At 42.0% G+C, this 14,259-nt stretch carries 17 protein-coding genes and 1 riboswitch; of the genes, 6 read left to right on the top strand and 11 right to left on the bottom strand.

Annotated features, from left to right (window positions below; all coding sequences use genetic code 11):
- Positions 1-37 precede the first annotated feature (37 nt).
- Positions 38-137, bottom strand: a riboswitch (purine riboswitch).
- A gap of 400 nt (positions 138-537) precedes the next feature.
- Complete coding sequence (gene proS / locus NSQ11_RS01370; protein ID WP_035703007.1) at positions 538-1,971, top strand: proline--tRNA ligase; 1,434 nt, start codon at positions 538-540, stop codon at positions 1,969-1,971.
- A 175-nt stretch (positions 1,972-2,146) separates the two neighbouring features.
- Positions 2,147-2,323 (top strand): hypothetical protein, encoded by a 177-nt coding sequence (locus NSQ11_RS01365; protein WP_017358723.1) that lies wholly within the window; start codon positions 2,147-2,149, stop codon positions 2,321-2,323.
- Positions 2,324-2,375: 52 nt separating this feature from the next.
- On the opposite strand, the gene NSQ11_RS01360 is transcribed toward NSQ11_RS01365, so the two are convergent.
- The 10 genes from NSQ11_RS01360 to NSQ11_RS01315 all read right to left on the bottom strand — a co-directional run bounded on the left by NSQ11_RS01360 (position 2,376) and on the right by NSQ11_RS01315 (position 7,899).
- Complete coding sequence (locus tag NSQ11_RS01360; protein WP_058214104.1) at positions 2,376-3,152, bottom strand: sulfite exporter TauE/SafE family protein; 777 nt, start codon at positions 3,150-3,152, stop codon at positions 2,376-2,378.
- Between the two features lie 58 nt (positions 3,153-3,210).
- Positions 3,211-3,441, bottom strand: a complete 231-nt coding sequence (locus NSQ11_RS01355) for a sulfurtransferase TusA family protein (protein ID WP_008343881.1) — start codon at positions 3,439-3,441, stop codon at positions 3,211-3,213.
- Positions 3,442-3,475: 34 nt separating this feature from the next.
- The gene (locus NSQ11_RS01350; RefSeq protein WP_079919412.1) at positions 3,476-4,603 is read right to left on the bottom strand and encodes an MBL fold metallo-hydrolase; all 1,128 of its coding nucleotides are present in this window, start codon (positions 4,601-4,603) and stop codon (positions 3,476-3,478) included.
- 15 nt (positions 4,604-4,618) lie between these two features.
- Positions 4,619-5,179 (bottom strand): sulfurtransferase TusA family protein, encoded by a 561-nt coding sequence (locus NSQ11_RS01345; RefSeq protein WP_241511698.1) that lies wholly within the window; start codon positions 5,177-5,179, stop codon positions 4,619-4,621.
- 53 nt (positions 5,180-5,232) lie between these two features.
- Positions 5,233-5,589, bottom strand: a complete 357-nt coding sequence (locus NSQ11_RS01340) for a rhodanese-like domain-containing protein (protein ID WP_079919416.1) — start codon at positions 5,587-5,589, stop codon at positions 5,233-5,235.
- Between the two features lie 14 nt (positions 5,590-5,603).
- On the bottom strand, positions 5,604-6,086 hold the full coding sequence (locus NSQ11_RS01335; RefSeq protein ID WP_052320710.1) for a DsrE/DsrF/DrsH-like family protein: 483 nt from the start codon (positions 6,084-6,086) through the stop codon (positions 5,604-5,606).
- Positions 6,087-6,211: 125 nt separating this feature from the next.
- Complete coding sequence (locus tag NSQ11_RS01330; RefSeq protein ID WP_003217059.1) at positions 6,212-6,472, bottom strand: metal-sensitive transcriptional regulator; 261 nt, start codon at positions 6,470-6,472, stop codon at positions 6,212-6,214.
- 122 nt (positions 6,473-6,594) lie between these two features.
- Positions 6,595-7,059, bottom strand: a complete 465-nt coding sequence (locus NSQ11_RS01325; protein ID WP_035390624.1) for a DMT family transporter — start codon at positions 7,057-7,059, stop codon at positions 6,595-6,597.
- Positions 7,060-7,072: 13 nt separating this feature from the next.
- Positions 7,073-7,501: a DMT family transporter gene (locus tag NSQ11_RS01320; protein WP_008343887.1), complete on the bottom strand. Its 429-nt coding sequence runs from the start codon at positions 7,499-7,501 to the stop codon at positions 7,073-7,075.
- Positions 7,502-7,584: 83 nt separating this feature from the next.
- On the bottom strand, positions 7,585-7,899 hold the full coding sequence (locus NSQ11_RS01315) for a metalloregulator ArsR/SmtB family transcription factor (RefSeq protein WP_008343888.1): 315 nt from the start codon (positions 7,897-7,899) through the stop codon (positions 7,585-7,587).
- 119 nt (positions 7,900-8,018) lie between these two features.
- Here NSQ11_RS01315 and NSQ11_RS01310 point away from each other — a divergent pair, with 119 nt between their 5' ends.
- Positions 8,019-8,525 carry a hypothetical protein gene (locus NSQ11_RS01310; RefSeq protein ID WP_099496266.1) on the top strand — a complete coding sequence of 169 codons (507 nt, stop codon included), beginning with the start codon at positions 8,019-8,021 and terminating at the stop codon, positions 8,523-8,525.
- A 361-nt stretch (positions 8,526-8,886) separates the two neighbouring features.
- Here NSQ11_RS01310 and NSQ11_RS01305 read toward each other — a convergent pair whose 3' ends face one another.
- Positions 8,887-9,723: a helix-turn-helix transcriptional regulator gene (locus NSQ11_RS01305; protein WP_025206654.1), complete on the bottom strand. Its 837-nt coding sequence runs from the start codon at positions 9,721-9,723 to the stop codon at positions 8,887-8,889.
- A 103-nt stretch (positions 9,724-9,826) separates the two neighbouring features.
- Here NSQ11_RS01305 and fabF point away from each other — a divergent pair, with 103 nt between their 5' ends.
- The 3 genes from fabF (at position 9,827) to NSQ11_RS01290 (ending at position 14,207) form a co-directional block, all read left to right on the top strand.
- Positions 9,827-11,059 carry a beta-ketoacyl-ACP synthase II gene (gene fabF, locus NSQ11_RS01300; RefSeq protein WP_216099401.1) on the top strand — a complete coding sequence of 411 codons (1,233 nt, stop codon included), beginning with the start codon at positions 9,827-9,829 and terminating at the stop codon, positions 11,057-11,059.
- A gap of 161 nt (positions 11,060-11,220) precedes the next feature.
- Positions 11,221-13,284: a thioredoxin domain-containing protein gene (locus tag NSQ11_RS01295; RefSeq protein WP_342501210.1), complete on the top strand. Its 2,064-nt coding sequence runs from the start codon at positions 11,221-11,223 to the stop codon at positions 13,282-13,284.
- Positions 13,285-13,436: 152 nt separating this feature from the next.
- Positions 13,437-14,207, top strand: coding sequence for a SurA N-terminal domain-containing protein (locus NSQ11_RS01290; protein WP_017358711.1), 771 nt, complete (start codon positions 13,437-13,439; stop codon positions 14,205-14,207).
- Positions 14,208-14,259: the final 52 nt, after the last annotated feature.

Here is a 14,259-nt window from a genome sequence, read left to right as displayed (position 1 = left end):
TACAGGGTGCAGACAAACAAAAAAACCCTGATTACAAAAAAGGAAAGCGCACTTTTGTAATCAGGATTTATCGGATCCTGGTAGAAACCCTCAAACCATATTATTGAGGTTATACAAGTCTATTTTTTTCTTCAAATATATTAGCATAGCCTTACATAACGTGCAAGCTGCAAAAACAGAAAATGTCTGCCAATGGCTCAGCGACATAAACGACCTCAGAAGGGCATGAAATGAACTTGCGGACCAACTTGCTTTCTCCCCCATTTACAGGTAAACTGATGAAAAATCAACGAACAAGGATCAACGTAGATCTGGAATAGTAGCTTGAATTGATCTTTACCAGAGAGGGAACGGTGCTGAGAAGTTCCTACTGACATCTTCAAGTGAACCTGCCGATTTAGTTCTGTTTCATACAGCGGTTCATACCGTTATCATGATCGAGTGTAAAGCTGTGCTTTAAATTAGGGTGGTACCACCAGGAATGGTCCCTAACTTAAAGCACAGCTTTTTTGTTTTTTTAAAAGGAGGAAAAAGACGATGTCAAAGAAACAATTTGTTGAGAAAATTACAAGCATGGAAGACGACTTTGCCCAGTGGTATACAGATGTTGTCACAAAGGCGCGTCTCGTCGATTATTCAAGCGTTAGAGGCAGTATGATCATTCAGCCATACGGTTTTAAAATTTGGGAAAATATTCGCGACGAACTTGATCGTCAAATCAAAGAAACGGGTCACGAGAATGTCTATATGCCGCTCTTTATCCCAGAAAGTCTGCTCCAGCAAGAAAAGGATCATATCGAAGGCTTTGCTCCTGAAGTGGCGTGGGTGACACATGGCGGTGATTCGGAATTACAAGAAAGACTCTGCGTCAGACCAACGTCTGAGGTGCTGTTCGCTGAGCATTATAAAAACATCATTCACTCCTATCGTGATTTACCTAAGCTATATAACCAATGGGCCAATGTCGTCCGCTGGGAAAAGACAACACGTCCATTCCTTAGAACCCTTGAATTCCTCTGGCAGGAAGGGCACACTTGTCACGAGACTGAGCAAGAAGCGATTGAAGAAACAGAAAGAATGCTTCATATCTATGCGTCTATTTGTGAAGAGCTTCTAGCGATCCCTGTCATTAAAGGCAGGAAAACAGAGAAAGAAAAATTCGCTGGCGCCCGCTTCACCTATACAGTCGAAAGTCTAATGCATGACGGAAAAGCCCTGCAAACCGCCACTTCTCACTTCTTCGGCAACGGATTTGCCAAGGCGTTTGGCATTGAATTTTTAAATCGCGAAGGAAAACTAGAGCATGTCCAGCAAACATCATGGGGCTTCACCACAAGAATCATTGGCGCTATGATCATGGTGCATGGCGATGACAGAGGACTTGTCCTGCCGCCAAACATTGCGCCAACCCAAGTACGTGTTGTGCCAATTGCTTCCCATAAAGAAGGTGTCCTCGATCATGCCTATGAATTAAAGGATCGACTCGCACGCATCGCACGCGCTGACATCGATGCAAGTGATAAACAGCCTGGCTGGAAATTCAACGAATGCGAAATGCAGGGCATCCCATTACGCGTAGAAGTAGGACCAAAGGATATGGAAAAAGGACAGGTGATGCTCGCAAGACGAGACACTGGTGAAAAGCAAGCCGTCACGTTAGATGCACTTGAACAAACCATCACGTCCACGCTTGAAGACATTCAGCAGACGATGTACGAAAAAGCTAAAGAACGATTACATGAAAAAACATCAAACGCCCACACAATCGAAGACATCGAGCAGCTTCTTGCCGAAGAAAACAGGTTGATCAAAGCCATGTGGTGCGGTGATGAAGACTGCGAAAACGACATCAAAGAGAGAACAGGGGCGACATCACGCTGTATCCCGTTTGAACAAGAATCCGTTTCTGACACATGTGTCTGCTGCGGGAAACCTGCTTCTGATATGGTGTTCTGGGCAAAAGCCTACTAATCATATTTTAAATTTTTGACAAATAATGCAGGGGTTTGTCTATACACTGAAGCATCTTATACGATGCTTCTTTTTTGTTAAAAAGAGCCAAATATCCATTGACCTCCTTCACACAATCCCCTATAATTCATATTAATATAATGGGTTTTTAAGACTTTAACTGGAGTGGTGATCTATGAAGCGCTGGCTCTCAATTTTTAACGAACGCTGTCCAAAATGTAAAACAGCATTAGATGTCTCGAAGTCCAATGCCTTGCAAGGCAAAGTCGTGAAAACATGCCCCAATCTTCATTATCAAAAAGAGTACCACCCTGCACTTGAAACGTATATCGAGCACGATGATATGAAATAAAAAAGACCAACACATGGAAAAGAGCCCTTGCTCTCAGTTGTTGGTCTTTTTCTTATAATAAATCTACCCAGATTTTGATCGCTGTGGCTGTAATCATCACGGCAAGCGCCCATTGCAAATAAACGGCATTGATTTTCTGACCAATTTTCGCCCCAATCGGCGCAGCAATTAAACTGGCCGCCATTAAGACAAGCGCAGGCATGAACATGACTTGACCAGTCAGCACTTTCCCAGCCGATGCGCCGATTGCAGAGAGAAACGTAATCGCCAGAGACGAGGCAATCGTCATCCGCACAGGGATTTTGAGAATCGATAGCATCACCGGCACTAAAATAAAGGCACCGCCTGCACCTAATACACCCGATACACTTCCGATCACAAAGGCAATACCAGCCGCCAGTCCTTTATGAAAAGTCACCTCTCCATCCGCTTCTGCCTGCTGACCTTTTTTCGGAACAAGCATTAAAATGACAGCGACAATGGCAAGCAGACCATAGACTACATTGATGCCTTTCTCTGGAAGGAAATGTGATAAATAGCTGCCTAATAAACTCCCTGCCAATATACTGCTCCCCATATATAAAATCAATGGTCGATGTAAAAATCCGCTTTTTCGATACGCCAGCACACCGCCGAGTGTCGAAAATAGGACTTGAATGGCACCAATCCCTGAAACCTCGTGTGCCGATAATGCCATCACTCCGACAAGAGGCGGGATATAAAGCAGCATGGGATAGTTGATCACCGACCCTCCTATTCCGACCATTCCTGATAAGAAGGAACCAATAAACCCGATGATAAATAAAGTAATGAAAAATGCAAAATCCACGCTGGTCTCCTCCTTTGCAAAAGGAAAAGGGGCTCCCTCATAGATACCCCTCTCCCCTTTAGGACCCTTTTCTCACCCAGAACTTCAGCACATGTCCTTCATCCGTCTGTGTGATCAATTCATGTCCGCTTGACTTAGCCCATGCAGCCAAATCAGCTTTGGCCCCTTTATCTGTTGCATGTATTTCTAATACTTGACCTTCTGCCAAGTCGTTCATTTTTTTCTTCGTCCGAATAATCGGCATTGGGCATGCAAGCCCGGTTACGTCTAAAATGTGATCTGATGTCATCTGATCATCCCTCGCTTCTTTATTTTATTGAACATTATCGAATCGCACAACGGTTTGGACCAATTTCCATGTCTCGCTGCGCTTCCTCGTCTGGATTCAGCTTCCCCATATTGGTAGACCGAATGTCTTGATAAGCGTTTGGCTGTGCAGGGAGATCCTGCGTGACCATTTGTCTAAATACGTCTTCATCTTCAATGTTCAGCCCGTGATTTTCTTCAAACAAAGCGCCTAGCTCCTTCCAAACGCTTCCGTCTTCATTAAGCTCATCCACGATCATAAAATGTGCAGGCAGCACAATCAATTCTGCCGAAAGCGCCGTATATCGTGTATAAAGGGTTTCTCTCAAATCACCTACCCAGTCCTCCGCCATACCGGCTAGGTCAGGTCGTCCGATCGAATCAATGAACAAAATATCACCTGAAAGGAGGTAACGGCCGTCTACGATAAAAGAGGTTGAACCAATCGTATGGCCCGGTGAATAAAGGGCATGAATATCAATCTCCGTCGCTCCAATCGTCACACGCTGTCCTTCTTCAAGGTGTTTGTAATCAAATGTCACCTCTTCGGCGTCTTTTGGCGGTAGCCAATAGATAGCACCAGTCAGTTCAGACAGCTTTTTCCCGCCAGATATATGGTCCGCATGGAGGTGCGTATCAAACACATGCGTCACTGTGACATGATGCTTTTTAGCAAATTGCGTATAGACCTCCGTCATTCTAGCTGCATCAATAATCGCAGCTTCCCCATTCGACATGATCATATAGGACAAGCACCCCTTGCCCATTCGCACAAATTGGTACAACTCTCCACCGCCAGTTAAATCACCGATCTTCACTGGCTCTAAATGCTCACTCCATGCCTTCATGCCGCCTTGCAAATAACGGGCCGCTCTGCCTGCCTCTGACAGCATCTCTGCCACCATAATAGAGGAGCCTTCTTTCGCACAAACGACCAGTACATCTAGGTCATCCGGTATGTTCTCCACCATATCCTCTACGCCATCAAGAAGCTCAAAGTAAGGCACATTTAAATATTCAACGGCTTTCCCTTCAATTTTCCAGTCCTGCACATCTGATTCGTTTCGTACATCCAACAAAAAGATCGGCTCTTTGTTGATGATCTTTTTTGTTAACTGTTCTGCTGTCATTGCTTTTACAGTCATCGTTTCATTCAGCTCCTATTTTTCAATCTCTCCTGTCCAGCTGTTCATACCTGGCACTACATTGATCAATTGATGAAATCCTTTTTCTTTTAACTTTTGTGCGGCTAATTCACTCCTTCTGCCTGAATGACAGATGAGGTAAATGAGCGTCTCTCGGTTCAATTCTTCAGCACGTTGTTCCACCTCGCCAAGAGGGATGTGAACAGCTCCTGGAATATGACCCGCTTCATATTCATCCGGCTCTCGTACATCTAAAATAAACAATGGCTGATCTTCTTTTACCTTCTGTTGAAACATGTTCAACGACATTTCCGAAATCATTGACTGCTCCTCCTCCTGTTTCGCTCCGCCTTTACGAATCAAATGATGAAGCACCGGTCCTTCTACTTTCGTTCCTAAAAATTCATGACCGGCGCTTTTTGACCAAGCTGCTAAATCCGCTGTAGACCCTTTATCGGTTGCTTGCACTTCAAGCACATCTCCTGGCAAGAGCTCATTCATTTGTTTTTTCGTTTTGACAATGGGCATTGGGCATGCCAATCCTTTTGCATCTAGAATTGCTGTTGGTTGCTGCATTGTTTTTCCTCCTTTTTATAGGGGTGGGGGTATATTTTAAAGCCTATTTATACCTATAATCGCCAAGCATTCATGCCACCCTTGATATTCGTAATGTGGGTAAATCCCTGTTTTTTTAATAATTTAGCCGCCTGCATACTTCTCATCCCGCTTTGGCAGATCACATAAATTTCTTTGTTTTTCTCAAGCTCATGCGCTCGATTCCTTAACTGTGGTAAGGGGATATTTTGAAATCCTTTTATATGATTTGTTTGAAACTCTAAAGGTGATCGCACGTCTATCAGCTGTTGATGCCGACTATGCAATTTAGGTTTCAGATGAGCTGCGTCCATTTGTTTCACACCCCGTACAGGAAGAAAACGGCTCACAAGCAAAGCGAGCACAATGATGAGCAAAAGCGTTTGAATCATGTATGAACACCTCCCTAGATAAATAAGTTCACATTCCCGATTTCTGCCTCTGCTAAATACGCTGCCACACCTGCATATTGAATGTCTGCTAGTAACTCGTTCTCCTGTAGCCCTAAAAGATCCATCGTCATCGTACATGCCACGAGGTTGATGTCTTGTTCCTTCGCCATATCAATGAGCTGCGGCAGGGTCATGGCATTGTGTTTGTTGATCACATGCTTGATCATCTTCGGTCCCATTCCTGCAAAATTCATCTTTGACAGCCCCATTCGATCAGCGCCGCGCGGCATCATTTTGCCAAACATTTTTTCTAAAAATCCCTTCTTCAGTGGCACCATCTCTTCCTGACGCAAGGCATTCAGCCCCCAAAAAGTATGAAAAATAGTCACCTCGTGATCATAAGCTGCTGCGCCATTTGCAATAATATAAGCGGCCATCGCTTTATCATAATCTCCACTAAATAAAACAATTGTTGTTCGTTTTTTCTGTTCCTCCATCATGATCCTCCTTATATAAATTACCCGTGGGGGTATATTGAAAACAAAAAATATATACACATACCGGTAAGGGTATATTATAACAAGTAAAAAAATTCGTCAACCTCCAAAGGCTGAGGAATTTCTTACCGGCTTTTCACCAAGAGCTCAACCGCTTCTTTGACAAGCCCCTCTGTATCCTTGCCTTGCTCAAGACTTTCACGGACACATTGTTCAAGGTTTGTACTCACAATCACACCCATCGCCCGATCAATCGCATTACGAGATGCAGATAGCTGCGTCACCACCTCGCGGCAATCCTTTCCCTGCTCCATCATCGCAAGAACCCCTTTAATCTGCCCTTCAATCCGGCGAAGACGATTCTTCATCTGCTGATTATACTCCACGTTTAACACTCCTTTCTCTTTTCCCTATGATCAGATAGTATACCCTGATAGGTATTTAGTCAAACATGATGAATCAGTATAAAAGAGCTGCTGAGAGCAAATGTCACAGCAGCCCGTTCTCTTTAAGCACTCGCTTCCTCTCTAGAGCGCTTATTTCCTTTGTAAATAAAATAAAGAGCGATCAGCATAAAAAATAAGGCCAATATGCGTTTGAGATCAAGTGAAATCATTAGGCTATGGAACCAGCCAAAATGATCGATGACCATTCCAATGACAAGCTGCCCAGCAATCCCCGCAATATTTGCAGCAATGACACCGATTTTCGGAACAGCGACCACTGTCAGGATTAAATAAGCCGTTCCAAGAAAAGCCGCACTCAACTGCCACTTTGGTGCATGCAAGAGATTCAACAGATGTCCGCTCCCAAAGAATAAAATCAGAATGGTCAAAAACATCGTACCCGTTAAAAAGGTCAAAAAGGTCGTTTCAATCGTACCTGCTCTCCTGCTAAACGTACCGTTTATGGAAGATTGCGCACTTAACGTAATGCCTCCGATGAAAGTAAATAAAATTAACAATAATGCCATATCGACTTTCCTCCTAATGAATAAGAATAAGGGCAATGATCATCGAAATGACCGCAAATACCTTCTCTTTGTTTACTCTCGTTCTCTGACTCCCTAGCCAGCCAAAATGCTCAATCACCATACTCATCAGCAGCTGACCAATAATGACAGCAACCATCGTTACCCCCACACCAACAAATGGAACACTCACCACAATAGACGTTAAATACACAACCCCCATCGCTCCGCCAAGTAGCGACCATTTCGGTGCCTTCAACGTATAGGAAAGGTCACCTTTGCCAAAAAAGAGCCACAATAGCCCCATGATAATTGAACCGACAAAAAAGTTATAAAAACTCGTTTCTAACTGTCCGATCGACTTCCCAAGTTCCGCATAGATGGCTCCTTCAAAACTAAGTGCCGCACCCGCTAATAGCGCAAGTACATAAAAAATCAAACGCATCATCAAATCTCCTTCAATTCATATATTTATATATCTAGATAAACAGATATATAGAATAGAAAAAAACAGAAATCACACATCCTTTAGATCTCTGTTTTCATATATTGTCCGATCTGTTGGATAAATTCTTCATTTCGTCTATAGTATGTCCATTGCCCATGCCGTACCGATTCGAGCAGACCAGCCTTTTGCATCAAATGTAAGTAGCTAGAGACCGTTGATTGAGAAATTTGCGCCTTTTCTTGAATATCCCCAACACAAACGCCCCCCTTATAACTAACCTCCTTCGGTAAATGAGCGCCTTGCTTAGGAAAATGCTTCTCTGGTTCCTTAAGCCACTTTAAAATATTCAACCTTGTTTCATTCGATAATGCCTTAAACACATCAATAGGTTCCATGGCAGACATTGTATATCTAGAAATACCGATATGTCAAGCCGTTGCATATTTATCTCTAAATTGGTAAAAAGGAAATAATCAACGCTAAAAGGGGATATTTCAAGAAATGAGGGTAACCCATGACTTTACAGCATTATATTGGATCAAACAAAGAACTGCCGCTTGGTACCATTGGTCAAAATCCTACCTATAAACCATTCTCTGAACTCAATATCAACATGTTTGATAAAAAACAAAAAAAGCCCAAAATCTATCAAAAAGAAGATCTTTTGATAGAAGTATTTGAAACAGAAGAGGATTTCGAAGGCATTCACATTGATTATCTAGATCCCGTCAATGAAGCGGTAAGAAACAAATTCACGCACCCTTTTGTTTATGAATTAGACATCATTCATTCTCTTCGTGCACTTTTTAAATTCATTGAAAAAGAGCTGTCAAAAGGAGAAACCATCGAAATCTATTCTTGTCTAAATGAACTCGAAATGAAAGAAAAGGACGATCAATTGGATGTAGAAATTGACCTAAGCACAAAACGGTTTGGAAAACATATCGATTTTAAAGGGATCGATGAACTGATTGATATGTTTGAATTAGAAAACTTACAATATGTACTGGTGAAGAGGTAGAGGAGAATTGACAAGTTACATCAAAATGCTGTGTTATTAGAGATTGTAGAAGCGTAACCTTGGTTAAGCAAAGATCAATTGAAGTTATGAATAGAAAAGCGAATATAAATGTAACACGGAGGTAGTTGAAGGAACCAAAATTTCCTCAATTACCTCTCTTCAAATCATCATAAACTTTTTCATATTATTTGAACTAGATAAGCGAATAGACGGCATGTCTCAATCAGCAATACCCAAAGAAGCTAAATGTCATGATTAAGTTTTAAGAAGTAAAAAAATAATTTCTATCATAAATACCTAATTTATTTACTTTCTGAACATGGAAGGATACCTCAAATCTATTCTTCTCTCCAAACAATAGCTAGCCTTCAATTAAACGTTTTAACTTAAGCTCAGTTTCAGTATCCTCAACGGGTGTATAGACACTGCATCTTAAATCAGTATCCCCATACACTTGTAATGAAGTGAGATTAAACAACATTTTACCTGCCTTAGCATGACGAAATTCAATTAATACTTCAGGTGCATAGCTGATCTCATTTTCATTCCATATTTTACGAAACTCAGGATATGCCTGCTCCATCTCTTCTATAAATTGTTCATACCAGTCGTCTGCCACATACTGTCCATAATACGTTCTAAATATGGCGATATATCCTCTTACAAAATGCTCCCAATTCACGGCTAAACTTTTAAATTCCTTTCTTGCGAATAGTAAGCGTATGATATTCCTTTCTGCCGGGATGATCTGTTCAAAGTCCAAAAATACATTAGCTGCTGCTTGATTCCACCCAACAATCTGACTTCTTCTATCAGATATAATCGTTGGACAATAACGAAGCTCCTGCAAAATTTTCACTAAAGCCGGACTGATTTCCTTCTCATTCTCAATGATATAGGATTGTTTCACACCTTCCTCTAATGCTAAAGCGTACAAATATCTCCTTTCATCGTTATTTAATTGTAATGCACTAGAAATAGCATCTAATACCGAAGTAGATACTTTTATATCTCTGCCTTGCTCTAACCATGTATACCAAGTAAGACTCACACCGGCTAGTTGAGCCACTTCTTCTCTTCTGAGTCCTGGTGTTCTTCGGCGGGTTCCTACAGGTAAACCAACCATTTGAGGCGTGATTTTTGAACGTTGGTTTTTTAGAAATTCTGATAATGCTTGAAGTCTTGTTTCAGGTTTCATTAAGGTCTCCTTTTAAAATATTATTCATTATACTAGGATAAACAACAACTTGTAATAGGATAACACAATGGCTAAAGTTAATAAAAACAAGGAGGGAATGATCATGAAAAGAGTTGTCATTACTGGAATGGGAGTTATTTCTCCACTAGGAAATGATATAGATAGCTTTTGGAATCAACTCGTTAAAGGACAATCGGGAATATCTCACATTGATTCTTTTGATACGACTGATTATAAAACAAAAATAGCTGGAATCGTTCGTGATTTCGATGCAGATGAAATATTAGGGAGAAAAGAAGCAAAACGATTAGATCGTTTTAGTCAGTTTGCGTTAGCAGCAGCCGAACAAGCATTAGAACATTCACAATTACAGTTAGATCAAGTAGATCTTGAACGTTTAGGCGTATATGTTGGATCAGGAATCGGGGGCATACAATCGCTTGTAGATCAGGTGAATGTATTAGATAAACGAGGTCCATCGAGAGTAAGCCCCAGCCTTGTCCCCATGATGATTTCAAATGCAGCTGCGGCCCAAATCAGCATAAAATTAGGCGCACAAGGGCCATCATTGTCACCGGTCACAGCTTGTTCTATTGGGAACACCTCAATTGGTGAAGCTTTCAATGCGATCCGAAACGATGAAGCAGATATTATATTTGCCGGTGGAGCAGAAGCTGCCGTCAATCAGATATCTTTGGCTAGCTTTGGAAACGCACATGCACTATCTACTAGAAACCAAGACCCAAGTCGAGCCAGCCGCCCATTCGATACAGATAGAGATGGCTTTGTGATGAGTGAAGGCGCAGGTATCTTAGTATTAGAATCATTAGACAACGCAATTCTTAGAGATGCGCCGATATTATGTGAAGTAGTGGGATACGGGGCTAGTTCAGATGCACATCATATGGTCGCTTCACACCCAGAAGGTAGGGGTGCCTACTTAGCCATGAAGAAAGCATTGAGAAGTGCAGATATATCAACAAGTGAAATCGATGTTATTAGTGCTCATGCAACAAGTACACAAGTAGGTGATCGTTCAGAAGTTCTTGCGATTAAGAAATTATTTGGTGAACGTTCAGGTGAAATTCCAACAACGGCGAACAAGTCAATGACTGGGCACATGTTTGGTGCTGCCGGCGGAGTAGAAGCGATTGCTTTAGTAGAAAGTTTGAGACGAGGAATGATTCCGCCAACTATTAATGTAGAGAAACAAGATCCAGATTGCAATTTAGATGTTGTATTAGAAGCGAGACAGCTTCCATTGAAATATGGGCTATCCAATTCTTTTGGTTTTGGAGGACATAATTCAGCCATCTTGTTAAAACATTACGATTGATGTAGTTAAAAAGTGAAATAATGAATCGATCAAGGGTTTATAACCCTTGTTTTTTTCATTTTGGGAATACCTCACAGACAAATGATGACGGGCATCAACAATCTGATATATTAAATAGAGAAAAGAAAATACTAAAAACATTTAGAAAGGACGGTGATTCCATGCCAAACAACCAAACACCCAACCCACTCATCACGGAAAAATCACCCTATCTCCTTCAGCACGCCCACAACCCAGTTCACTGGTACCCGTGGGGGCAAGAAGCATTCGACAAAGCGAAACGTGAAAATAAACCGGTGCTTGTCAGCATCGGCTACGCCACTTGCCACTGGTGCCACGTCATGGCACACGAAAGCTTTGAAGATCAACAAGTCGCTGACATCCTAAACGAGCATTTCATTTCAATCAAAGTCGATCGTGAGGAGCGTCCGGACATTGACTCGATGTATATGTCCGTTTGTCAGATGATGACTGGACAAGGCGGCTGGCCGCTCAACGTGTTTGTCACGCCTGATCAAAAGCCGTTTTATGCGGGGACTTATTTTCCAAAAAGAAGTGCTTACGGCCGTCCTGGCTTCATTGAAGCACTGACGCAATTGATGGATGCGTATCACAACGACCGAGATCATATTGAATCATTGGCAGAAAAGGCAACAAATAATTTGCGGATCAAGGCAGCAGGGCAGACAGAAAATACGCTCACTCAGGAGTCGATTCACAAAGCCTATTATCAGCTCATGAGCAGCTTTGATACGCTGTATGGCGGCTTCGGTTCTGCGCCTAAATTTCCCGCACCTCATATGCTCACGTTTCTCATGCGTTATTTTGAATGGACATGGCAAGAAAATGCGTTATATGCTGTCACAAAAACGTTAAACGGTATGGCAAACGGCGGTATTTATGATCATATTGGTTCTGGATTTACTCGGTATTCAACCGATGAAAAATGGCTTGTGCCGCATTTCGAAAAGATGCTGTACGATAACGCCTTGCTGATAGATGCCTACACCGAAGCCTATCAAATCACTCAACACCATGAGTACGAAAAGCTTGTCCAAGACCTCATTCAATTTATTAAACGAGACATGATGAATCGTGACGGCTCTTTTTATTCCGCAATCGATGCCGATTCAGAAGGAAAAGAAGGGCAATATTACGTTTGGACAAAAGAGGAGATCATGACCCATTTAGGTGATGACCTCGGCACTTTATTTTGTGCGGTCTACCACATCACAGAGGAAGGAAATTTTGAAGGACAGAACATCCCTCATACCATTTCCACCTCATTTGATGACATCAAAGCAGCATATTCAATCGACGACAAAACCCTTCATTCCAAACTGCAATCCGCTCGACGCATTTTACTCACTGTAAGACAGCAGCGACCTACACCGCTAATCGATGACAAGGTACTCACCTCGTGGAATGCGCTGATGATCTCCGCACTTGCCAAAGCAGGGAGTGTCTTTCATGAAAAAGAGGCCATCCGCATGGCAAAACAGGCGATGTCTTTTCTCGAAACACACCTCATCCAACAGGGACGCCTCATGGTCCGCTTCAGAGAAGGGGACGTAAAGCATCTAGGCTTTATCGAGGATTATGCGCACATGCTCACAGCGTATATGTCTTTATACGAAGCGACCTTTGACCTAGATTGGCTGACAAAAGCCAGAGCCGTTGCTGAAAATATGTTTGAACTGTTTTGGGATGAGCAAATCGGGGGCTTTTTCTTCTCAGGCTCAGATGCAGAAACGCTTATCGTTCGGGAAAAAGAAGTATACGACGGGGCCATGCCGTCTGGTAACAGTACTGCACTCCAACAGCTTCTGAAACTAAGCAGAATGATCGGACGTCAAGACTGGATCGAAACACTAGAGAAGATGTTCAGCGCCTTTTACGTCGATGTCTCTTCCTATCCAAGCGGACATACCGCCTTTTTACAAGGACTATTAAGCCAATATGCCGTCAAACGAGAAATCATTATTCTCGGGAAAAAGGGCGATCCGCAAAAAGAACAGCTTCTACAAGCATTGCAAAAACGATTCATGCCATTTGATCTCATTTTAACTGCCGAAACAGGGCAAGAATTAGCAAGGCTCGCACCTTTTGCAAAAGATTACAAAACGATCAACGACAGCACGACGGTCTATATTTGTGAAAACTACAGCTGCCGCCAGCCGATCACCAATCTCGACGAAGCGATGGAACAATTATTCCAAACTTGAGCTGTCATATGATGACTATGAGAAGACAAAATGAGGACAAACAGATAAAAAACATGTCAATCCGCTAACAATTCGTCTATACGGTTTTATTTTTCCTCTAAAACGGTTAGAATGCGCACTAGATGTTCTCATACCGAAGGGAGAGAAAATAATTGAAAAAAGTATCATATACACTCATTGCTTGTCTGTTATCAGTGGGGCTTGCAGCCTGCTCATCAAACGATGCAAAACAGGATAAGCAAAACGATTCAGCCAACAGCAAGGAAACAACACAGGCTGACCAAAAAGAGCAGCAAAAGCAAATGGAAGAGATGCAAAAGAAATTAGACGCACAAAAAATTGATGATCAAAAGGTCGTTGCGACCGTCAACAAAGATAAAATCACAGGAAGTGAATACAATAGCGCCCTATCAACCATTCAAGGTCAACTTCAGCAGTCTGGACAAGACCCAACATCTAAAGAAGGCGCAAAAGCTGTCAAAAAGCAAACCATTGATGCGCTAGTAGGTCAAGAGCTCATCCTGCAAGATGCTGAGAAGAAGGGCTATAAAGCCTCTGACAAGCAAGTCGATAAGCAGCTAAAAGAAGAAAAGAAACAATTTAAAGACAATGCTCAATTTGAAGAAGCACTCAAAAAGAGCGGACTGACAATGGATCAGCTGAAAAGTGATATTGCCGACAGCATCAAATACAGCCAATATGTCGACAAAGAAATTAAATCAGCCTCTGTGTCTGAAAAAGACGTCAAAGCGTACTATGACCAATACGCCGAACAAATGAAAAAACAAAAACAAAAAGCACCTGATTTCAAAGACGTCAAATCACAAATCAAGAAGCAGTTAGAATCTCAAGAAAAGCAAAAAGAAGTACAAAAAGAAATTGATCAACTAAAGAAATCTGCCAAAATTGATGTATCGATTTAACCACTATTAAAAATCCGCCATTGTGCGGATTTTTTTCATCACTTCATGAACT

Source organism: Bacillus sp. FSL W7-1582, from assembly GCF_038593325.1.
Taxonomy (GTDB): domain Bacteria; phylum Bacillota; class Bacilli; order Bacillales; family Bacillaceae; genus Bacillus; species Bacillus altitudinis.
Note: the sequence above shows the minus strand (reverse complement) of the source record. Positions and strands in the feature narration are given on the sequence as shown.

Coding starts and splice junctions, on each gene's coding strand:
- fabF (WP_216099401.1), top strand. CDS start 9,827: ATGAAAAGAGTTGTCATTACTGGAATGGGAGTTATTTCTCCACTAGGA.
- NSQ11_RS01335 (WP_052320710.1), bottom strand. CDS start 6,086: ATGGAGGAACAGAAAAAACGAACAACAATTGTTTTATTTAGTGGAGAT.
- NSQ11_RS01350 (WP_079919412.1), bottom strand. CDS start 4,603: ATGACTGTAAAAGCAATGACAGCAGAACAGTTAACAAAAAAGATCATC.
- NSQ11_RS01340 (WP_079919416.1), bottom strand. CDS start 5,589: ATGATTCAAACGCTTTTGCTCATCATTGTGCTCGCTTTGCTTGTGAGC.
- NSQ11_RS01355 (WP_008343881.1), bottom strand. CDS start 3,441: ATGACATCAGATCACATTTTAGACGTAACCGGGCTTGCATGCCCAATG.
- NSQ11_RS01315 (WP_008343888.1), bottom strand. CDS start 7,899: ATGGAACCTATTGATGTGTTTAAGGCATTATCGAATGAAACAAGGTTG.
- NSQ11_RS01345 (WP_241511698.1), bottom strand. CDS start 5,179: ATGCAGCAACCAACAGCAATTCTAGATGCAAAAGGATTGGCATGCCCA.
- NSQ11_RS01365 (WP_017358723.1), top strand. CDS start 2,147: ATGAAGCGCTGGCTCTCAATTTTTAACGAACGCTGTCCAAAATGTAAA.
- proS (WP_035703007.1), top strand. CDS start 538: ATGTCAAAGAAACAATTTGTTGAGAAAATTACAAGCATGGAAGACGAC.
- NSQ11_RS01320 (WP_008343887.1), bottom strand. CDS start 7,501: ATGCGTTTGATTTTTTATGTACTTGCGCTATTAGCGGGTGCGGCACTT.
- NSQ11_RS01295 (WP_342501210.1), top strand. CDS start 11,221: ATGCCAAACAACCAAACACCCAACCCACTCATCACGGAAAAATCACCC.
- NSQ11_RS01310 (WP_099496266.1), top strand. CDS start 8,019: ATGACTTTACAGCATTATATTGGATCAAACAAAGAACTGCCGCTTGGT.
- NSQ11_RS01305 (WP_025206654.1), bottom strand. CDS start 9,723: ATGAAACCTGAAACAAGACTTCAAGCATTATCAGAATTTCTAAAAAAC.
- NSQ11_RS01325 (WP_035390624.1), bottom strand. CDS start 7,059: ATGGCATTATTGTTAATTTTATTTACTTTCATCGGAGGCATTACGTTA.